General features: G+C 66.2%; 7 protein-coding genes. 4 read left to right on the forward strand and 3 right to left on the reverse strand.

The window, feature by feature from the left end; all coding sequences use genetic code 11:
• Positions 1-218, forward strand: a 218-nt coding sequence (locus LH128_RS13235) for a hypothetical protein (protein WP_008830148.1), incomplete at its 5' end; no start/stop codon positions are given.
• Here the strand turns inward: LH128_RS13235 and LH128_RS33405 are convergent.
• From LH128_RS33405 to LH128_RS13245, 3 genes are all read right to left on the reverse strand, one after another.
• Entirely contained in the window at positions 201-830 is a 630-nt protein-coding gene (locus tag LH128_RS33405; RefSeq protein ID WP_172705043.1) for a hypothetical protein, read from the reverse strand. The genes LH128_RS13235 and LH128_RS33405 overlap by 18 nt on opposite strands.
• Before the next feature lie 209 nt (positions 831-1,039).
• Positions 1,040-1,222 (reverse strand): hypothetical protein, encoded by a 183-nt coding sequence (locus tag LH128_RS13240; protein WP_008830149.1) that lies wholly within the window; start codon positions 1,220-1,222, stop codon positions 1,040-1,042.
• A 72-nt stretch (positions 1,223-1,294) separates the two neighbouring features.
• Positions 1,295-2,122, reverse strand: coding sequence for an EcsC family protein (locus LH128_RS13245; RefSeq protein WP_008830150.1), 828 nt, complete (start codon positions 2,120-2,122; stop codon positions 1,295-1,297).
• 239 nt (positions 2,123-2,361) lie between these two features.
• Between LH128_RS13245 and LH128_RS13250 the strand changes: the two genes are divergently transcribed.
• From LH128_RS13250 to LH128_RS13260, 3 genes are all read left to right on the forward strand, one after another.
• The gene (locus tag LH128_RS13250) at positions 2,362-3,123 is read left to right on the forward strand and encodes an ImuA family protein (protein ID WP_008830151.1); all 762 of its coding nucleotides are present in this window, start codon (positions 2,362-2,364) and stop codon (positions 3,121-3,123) included.
• Positions 3,038-4,861 carry a DNA polymerase Y family protein gene (locus tag LH128_RS13255; RefSeq protein ID WP_172705045.1) on the forward strand — a complete coding sequence of 608 codons (1,824 nt, stop codon included), beginning with the start codon at positions 3,038-3,040 and terminating at the stop codon, positions 4,859-4,861. Before LH128_RS13250 ends, LH128_RS13255 begins: the two co-directional genes overlap by 86 nt.
• Positions 4,858-6,629, forward strand: a 1,772-nt coding sequence (locus LH128_RS13260; protein WP_008830153.1) for a PHP domain-containing protein, incomplete at its 3' end; no start/stop codon positions are given. The genes LH128_RS13255 and LH128_RS13260, both read left to right, overlap by 4 nt.

The raw sequence follows: 6,629 nt of genomic DNA on the forward strand, positions 1-6,629 counted from the left end.
ATCCGATATCGCGCCAACCACGCGACGCCCCCAAAAAGACTAAGGATGCCGACCATCAGGATCTGATCCGCTGGTCGATCCAGGAAGTCCGGCGGATCGCCAACAAGCTGGCCCAGCGTCGTATCCAGCCCGCCTACATCATCGCCTGGTCATGCTGGAGACGAGCGCATCAGGCTGCCGCACGGCGCGCTCATATCAAGTCAAAAATGCAACTGTAATGCTAGAACATCGCGCTCGAGATTGGATGCCACGGGAACGAACCGCCGGGCCTGATAGACTGGCTGGGCGTAGCCGCGGATCGGGCGCGCGTCTTCATTTTCGGCAAGTTCGCACACCACGAGAACGAGGAAGGGCCCATCGACACCCGGCGGGACGTCTATGGTCTCGCGGACACGCAACGGCGGGGCGTTTTCAGTGTAGAGCAAGGGAGAGCGGACGTCAGTCGCGTAAATAGTAAGGAAGCCCTGTATATGCTGTCCTTGTAAAGCCGCAGCGCGCAAGGCCCTCGTGACGGTACCGCGACGGTAAGCGAGCACATGGGTCCAGAACGCTTCTGCCAGAGGGATACCAGGACCTACAAGAAACTGGTTGCTTGCCTCCATGAGCGCCCCAAAACCGTCATGGATTGAAGGTGGATGAGCGGCTGAGGCAGGTGCCGCAATCACATTGCATCCAGCAGCCGCCATGAGATGGGCGAACAATTCCGAAAGCGAGGGGCGCTTTTGCACGGCTGGCGCCGCGGCAGGCATGAACGAGGGAATGTCGCCATCGAGACAAACGGTAAAGACCGGTTGCGTGCAAGGCGGTAATGGCTCAAGCGCGTCATCCATCGAGTTTCTCCCGCTGGCAGCCAGAGGCCGAGGATGATCAAATCCTTTCATGGTCGCACGCGACTGACAAGCGCTACCGCGTAGCCCGCAAGCGGGCTGGGGAGGGAGCTGCTTTACGTCGCGTGGGCGCATCAGCCGCCTGCGCTCTCAGACGGCGCTGGTGCGGTGACGGATCGTGACGGCGCCGAAACCGGCGCCGTCAATCGTTATCAGTACGGCTTTTCAAACTGCTGATAGGCTGTCCGGCTGCCGAGATCGTTGATCTCGCCAGCGCGCTGGTTGTGGAAGCGGGCCTGGCACTGCAGGCGAGCGGCTTCGCGTTCGGTGGGGTGGGTCGAGGTGTTGGCGGCCTCAAACGCGCGATGATTTTCCTGCCCTGGGACGTAAGGCAAAGATTGTCTCGCAGCTTACATCCGGGAAAATTCCAGGACAGACGATACAGGCGTGTCGGGAGGCCGGCGCTTTCATCTGGATTCGCCCTTCGGTTTGTGTGTTTGGTGGCGAATGTCGGTCAGGACCCGCTCGAAGCAGGCGCGCACCGTCTCGGGATCGTGATCGCGCTCCAGCCTGCGCAGGCGGAAGTGGACGTGTGCCATCTTCTGGTAATACGAAGTGAAGGCTGGATTCAGCACCGCGCCGACCGCCGCGCTCACCAGCGGCACCGACTTGGCTGCGGCTTCAGCGGTGACGGTGGGCAGCAGACGCGGGACGACGACGCGCAGCATCGCTTCCAGCGTCTTGCCGCGCAGCGCCAGCCTCGCGCCGAAAAGGCCGGTGTCGACGTCGTCGTCCTCGCTCAGCGGGCCGCCGAAGCCGAACACACCAATGCATTGCAGACGGACGGCCTCGTCCTCGATGTCCTCGCCATAGCCGAGCGCGATCTCCTGGATCGAGCGAAGGATGAGCGTGGTTGTCACGCCAAGGTCCAGCGCCAGCGTCGTCAGGCCGCCGACGCCGCCAATGGCTCCGCTGACCGACGATGCGACTTGATGCCAGCGGTCTCCCGCGCACTTGGCGAGCACGGTGTTGAGGTAGCTGCGTGATTCCGGTTCGGCCTGCGTCCCGCTGGCGGCGGCGTAGGAGGTGCGCAGCGCTATGTCGGTCGCCTGCGCGGCGGCGGCCTGCCAGCCTTCCGGCACTTTGCTGAGCGCGCTTTCGATCTTGTTGCCCAGCATGTTCGACAGCTTCACCACCGGCCCGCTCGCCTCGCGGTAGTTTTTTGCAATGCCGCGAAGTTCCGCGACCTCCTCGTCGTTGAACGCCGCGCAGGAATTTCCCAGTGTCATCGTCATCGAACCTTGAACTTGAACTGCATCGTTCGCCCATCCGGTTTGTTCCCATACGCATTCCTTTATGCCGCCTCCAAACCAACAGTGAGGGGCGGCTTAGGATTTGCGAAGCCCGCAGGTATGCGCCGTGTGCACAGGCTTGTCCCCATGTCGCTATCCGCTCGTCCATCAAACCGGTTGACCGTACCGGCCTCCAGGTGAGAACATAAGAGTAACATTTCTGAGTCTTTCAAAGAATCACCATGTCCTTGGTTTCATCGCTTACGCATCCGGGCATCGATGCCCTCCGCGCGCTGGCGACCCCGCTGGCTGATCATCGGACCATGCCTTTTGGTATCGATGCTCTGGATGGCCGCCTCGGATCCGGCGGTTTGCGCGCAGGTGCCCTGCACGAGGCCGCTGCGCTCACGTGCTCGCTGGTCGATGACGCGGCGGCCACGCTTTTCCTGGCCGGCATCGCTGCGCGCGAAGCCCGCTTGGCCGCAGCGCCGGTCCTGTGGGTCAGCTGCCGCAATGACCTCTATGCCCCCGGCCTCGAACAGGCGGGCCTGGCTTCCGCCGACGTCATTCATGCACAGCCGCGCGACGATGCAGTATTGCTCGCCGTGGTCGAGGATGCTGTACGCGATGGAACGCCGGCCGCCGTGGTCGCCGAAGCCAGCAAGGTCTCGATGGTAGCTACCCGCCGCCTGCAGCTTGCTGCCGCCGAGGCTGACATCCCGGTGCTCCTGCTGCGGCGTCACCGCGGCCGGGATCGTGACCCGCTCGCCGATCCATCCGCGGCCTGGACGCGCTGGCGGATCGCCAGCGCACCGTCCGAACTGCTCGGCATCGCGGGAGTCGGGCGCCCGCGCTGGCTGGTCGAACTCGCACGCCAGCGCGGCGGCGAAGGCTTTTCCCTGATTGTGGAGGGGTGCGATGCGACGGGTCGTCTCGCTGTTCCTGCCGTTCCTGGCCATCGAGCGGCTGAGACGGCAGGATCGGTTCGCCGCGCCGCGGCCTGAGCCGCGCGCACTCCAGCTTCCCGTCGACGACAACCCTGGTGCCTGCTCGGTCCCTCGCGGCGGCGGATGGCGGCCGGGTGCCCGGTGGGCACGCGAGCGGCAGAACGCAGCAGGGCAGGGGGCCGTCCAGGGGGAGGACCGCACACGCCTGGATGTCGAGCGTGAGATCGCGGCGCTGCCGCTGCACGCGAGGCCGCCGATGCGAGAGCTCGGACGGCGCTCCGAGACGGCAGAGCATCCGTTCAGGCGAACGGTCTCTTCAGTGGTCGCGCAAGAGGTCTGCGATGCACCGCCGGTCATGGCTGCCCCATTGGCGCTGATCGGCAAGGTCGGTCGGCGCGACGAGATCGTTTCGGCCTGTCCGGCGGCAAGGGCATTGGGCATCCATGTCGGCATGGTGGCAACCCATGCCCGCGCGCTCGTCTCCGATCTCGACTTCCGCGCCTCCGAGCCCGAGGCCGACCAGGCGCTGCTCGATCGCCTCGCTTTGTTCGGCATCCGCCGCTGGTCGCCGATCGCCGCGGTCTCGCCGTCTGACGGCATCTGGCTGGACCTCACGGGCGCCGCGCACCTGCATGGCGGGGAGGAGCGTTTCTGCCAGCGGCTGCAGGCCTTCTGTCGCCGCGCCGGGTTCACCGCGCGCATCGCAATTGCCGAGACCGCGGGCGCCGCGCACGCGCTGGCCCGCTATGGGCGCGAGGACATCGCCATCATCCCACAGGGCGGCGTGCTGAAAGCCCTGTCGCCGCTACCGGTCGCGGCGCTGCGCCTCGAAAGCGGCGCTCTCGTCGCCGCGCGCAAGTTCGGCTTCGAGACGATTGCCGACCTGCTGCCCGTCGCGCGCGGGCCCCTGGCACGCAGGCTGGGTCTCGCCGCCATCGATCGGCTCGATCAGGCGCTCGGCGGGAAGGCCGAGCCGATCACGCCGCGTGAGGATATCGTCACCCCGGCGGTCGAGCGTCGTTTGCTCGAACCGATCGGCACGGCCGAAGCGATTGCTCAGGTCATGCACGACCTGCTGAGGGATCTGGCAGAGGTGCTGCAGCGCAAAGGCCTGGGCGCGCGCTCACTGCGCTTTTGCGCCTTACGGATCGACGGCGGCGAGCAGGTGGTGACGATCGGCACTTCCCGGCCGAGCCGTGAGGTGGCGCACCTGCTGCGCCTCCTGAAGCTCAGAATCGAGCGCATCGATCCTGGCATGGGTCTTGAACAGTTCAGGCTGTTGGCGCCGCATACCGAGCCGCTCGATGCCGAGAACCTGGGGGCGATCCTCGCTGGGGAAAGTACGCTGCGCGATCCGGCGCGCCTGGTCGACGTCGTGGCAGGCAGGATCGGACCGGGCGCGGTTTTCCGCATTGCGCCGGTCGAGAGCCATGTGCCCGAACGTGCCGTGAGGCCGACCAGCCCGATCGCGACAGCCGGCTCCTGGCCGGCGTGGCAGCGGCCGGTGCGGTTGTTCGCGCGGCCCGAGCCCTTGTCGCGCGTCATCGCACTGCTGCCCGATCAGCCTCCGCGCCGTTTCGAATGGCGCGGACGGTCCTACACGGTCGTGGCCGGCGACGGGCCCGAGCGCATCCATGGCGAGTGGTGGCGGCGCAACGGTGAAGTCTGGGCCGTGCGCGACTACTACCGGGTCGAGGACGAGGGGGGCGGGCGCTACTGGGTGTTCCGCCGCGGCGACGGCGTTGCCGGCGAGACCGGCGATCTCTCGTGGTGGATGCACGGGGTCTTCGCATGACCGCCTACGTCGAACTCCAGGTGCTCACGCACTTCTCGTTCCTGCGCGGGGCGTCGAGCCCGGACGAGCTGTTCTCGGTCGCGGCGAAGCTCGGGTATTCCGCCATCGGCATTGCCGACCTTGGCAGTGTCGCCGGGGTGGTCCGCGCCTGGGAGGCGGAGAAGGCCACCGGGGTACGCCTCATCGCCGGAACCCGGGTCGATCTGTCCTGCGGTCGCCGGCTGCTCCTTTACCCGACTGACCGGAAGGCGTGGTCGCGGATCACGCGCCTCCTCACTATCGGTAAGCGCCGGGCGGGGAAAGGGGCTTGCCTGCTGCACTGGCCCGAACTCGAAGCCTGGTCCGAGGGCGTGATCGCCATTCTCCTGCCGCACGAGGCGGATGCGGATAATGCTGCGGCGCTCGCCGATCTCCGATCCGTCTATGGCAGGCGAGCGCATATGGCGCTGTTCCAGCGCCGCCGCCCGGGCGATGCCGTGCGGATCGACGCGCTGGCGCGCCAGGCGAGGGAGGCCGGAGTGCGCGCCGTCGTCACCGGCGACGTGCTTTACCATGCGCCCGATGCCCGGCTGCTGCAGGATGTGGTGACCGCGATCCGGCATAATTGCCGAGTCGACGACCTTGGCTATCGCCGCGAGGTCAACGCCGATCGCGCGCTCAAATCGGCAGAGGAGATGCAGCGCCGTTTCGCTGCGTATCCCGATGCCCTGCGAGCCAGCATCGATATCGCGAATGCCTGCACATTCTCGCTCGGCGATCTTACCTACCACTACCCGCAGGAGAAGGTAATCGAGGGCCTGACGGCGCAGCAGGCGCTGGAGACAATGGCGCACGAGGCGCTGGGCGCCATGTTCGGCGGCGATCCGCCGCAGAACTACCGTGACCAGATCGCGCATGAACTGAAGCTCATCGCCGAGCTGAACTACGCGCCCTATTTCCTCACCGTCCATTCGATCGTTGCAGAGGCGAGGCGGCGGGGCATCCTGTGCCAGGGGCGCGGATCGGCGGCGAACTCCTGCGTCTGCTTCGTGCTCGGCGTCACCTCGATCGATCCGATCAAGCACGAGTTGCTCTTCGAGCGCTTCGTCTCGGGCGAGCGGCGCGAGCCCCCCGACATCGACGTCGATTTCGAGCATGAGCGCCGCGAGGAGATCATCCAGTGGATATTCGATACCTACGGGCGTGACCGGGCGGCATTGACGGCGGTCGTCACCCGTTTCCGCGCGCGCGGTGCGGTACGCGATGTCGGCAAGGCCATGGGCCTGCCCGAGGACCTGACCTCGTCACTTGCGGGCCTGGTCTGGGGCTGGTCGGCCGAAGGCGTGGGCGAGAAGCAGGCTGAGGAACTCAATCTCGACATGTCCGACCGGCGGCTGCGCCTGACGCTCGACCTTGCGCGCCAGCTGATCGGCGTGCCGCGCCAATCGAGCCAGCATCCCGGCGGCTTCGTCCTGACGCACGATCGCCTCGACGACCTTGTCCCGATCGAGCCCGCCGCAATGGCCGATCGCCAGATCATCGAGTGGGACAAGGACGACATTGATGCGCTCAGGATGATGAAGGTCGATGTGCTGGGTCTTGGCATGCTGGGCTGCATGAACCGGGCCTTCACCATGCTGGAGGAGAGCAAGGGCCTTAAGGTGGGCCTTGCCGACCTCCAAAGCGACGACCCCGACGTCTACGCCATGATCCAGAAGGCCGACACGCTTGGCACCTTCCAGATCGAGAGCCGGGCGCAGATGTCGATGCTGCCGCGCATGAAGCCGCG

It is taken from the genome of Sphingomonas sp. LH128 (assembly GCF_000293195.2).
Classification (GTDB): Bacteria; Pseudomonadota; Alphaproteobacteria; order Sphingomonadales; family Sphingomonadaceae; genus Novosphingobium; species Novosphingobium resinovorum_A.

Bases quoted from the DNA above. Each gene is read 5' to 3' on its own strand.
- LH128_RS33405 (WP_172705043.1), bottom strand. From the start codon at position 830: ATGGATGACGCGCTTGAGCCATTACCGCCTTGCACGCAACCGGTCTTT.
- LH128_RS13245 (WP_008830150.1), bottom strand. From the start codon at position 2,122: ATGACGATGACACTGGGAAATTCCTGCGCGGCGTTCAACGACGAGGAG.
- LH128_RS13250 (WP_008830151.1), top strand. From the start codon at position 2,362: ATGTCCTTGGTTTCATCGCTTACGCATCCGGGCATCGATGCCCTCCGC.
- LH128_RS13255 (WP_172705045.1), top strand. From the start codon at position 3,038: ATGCGACGGGTCGTCTCGCTGTTCCTGCCGTTCCTGGCCATCGAGCGG.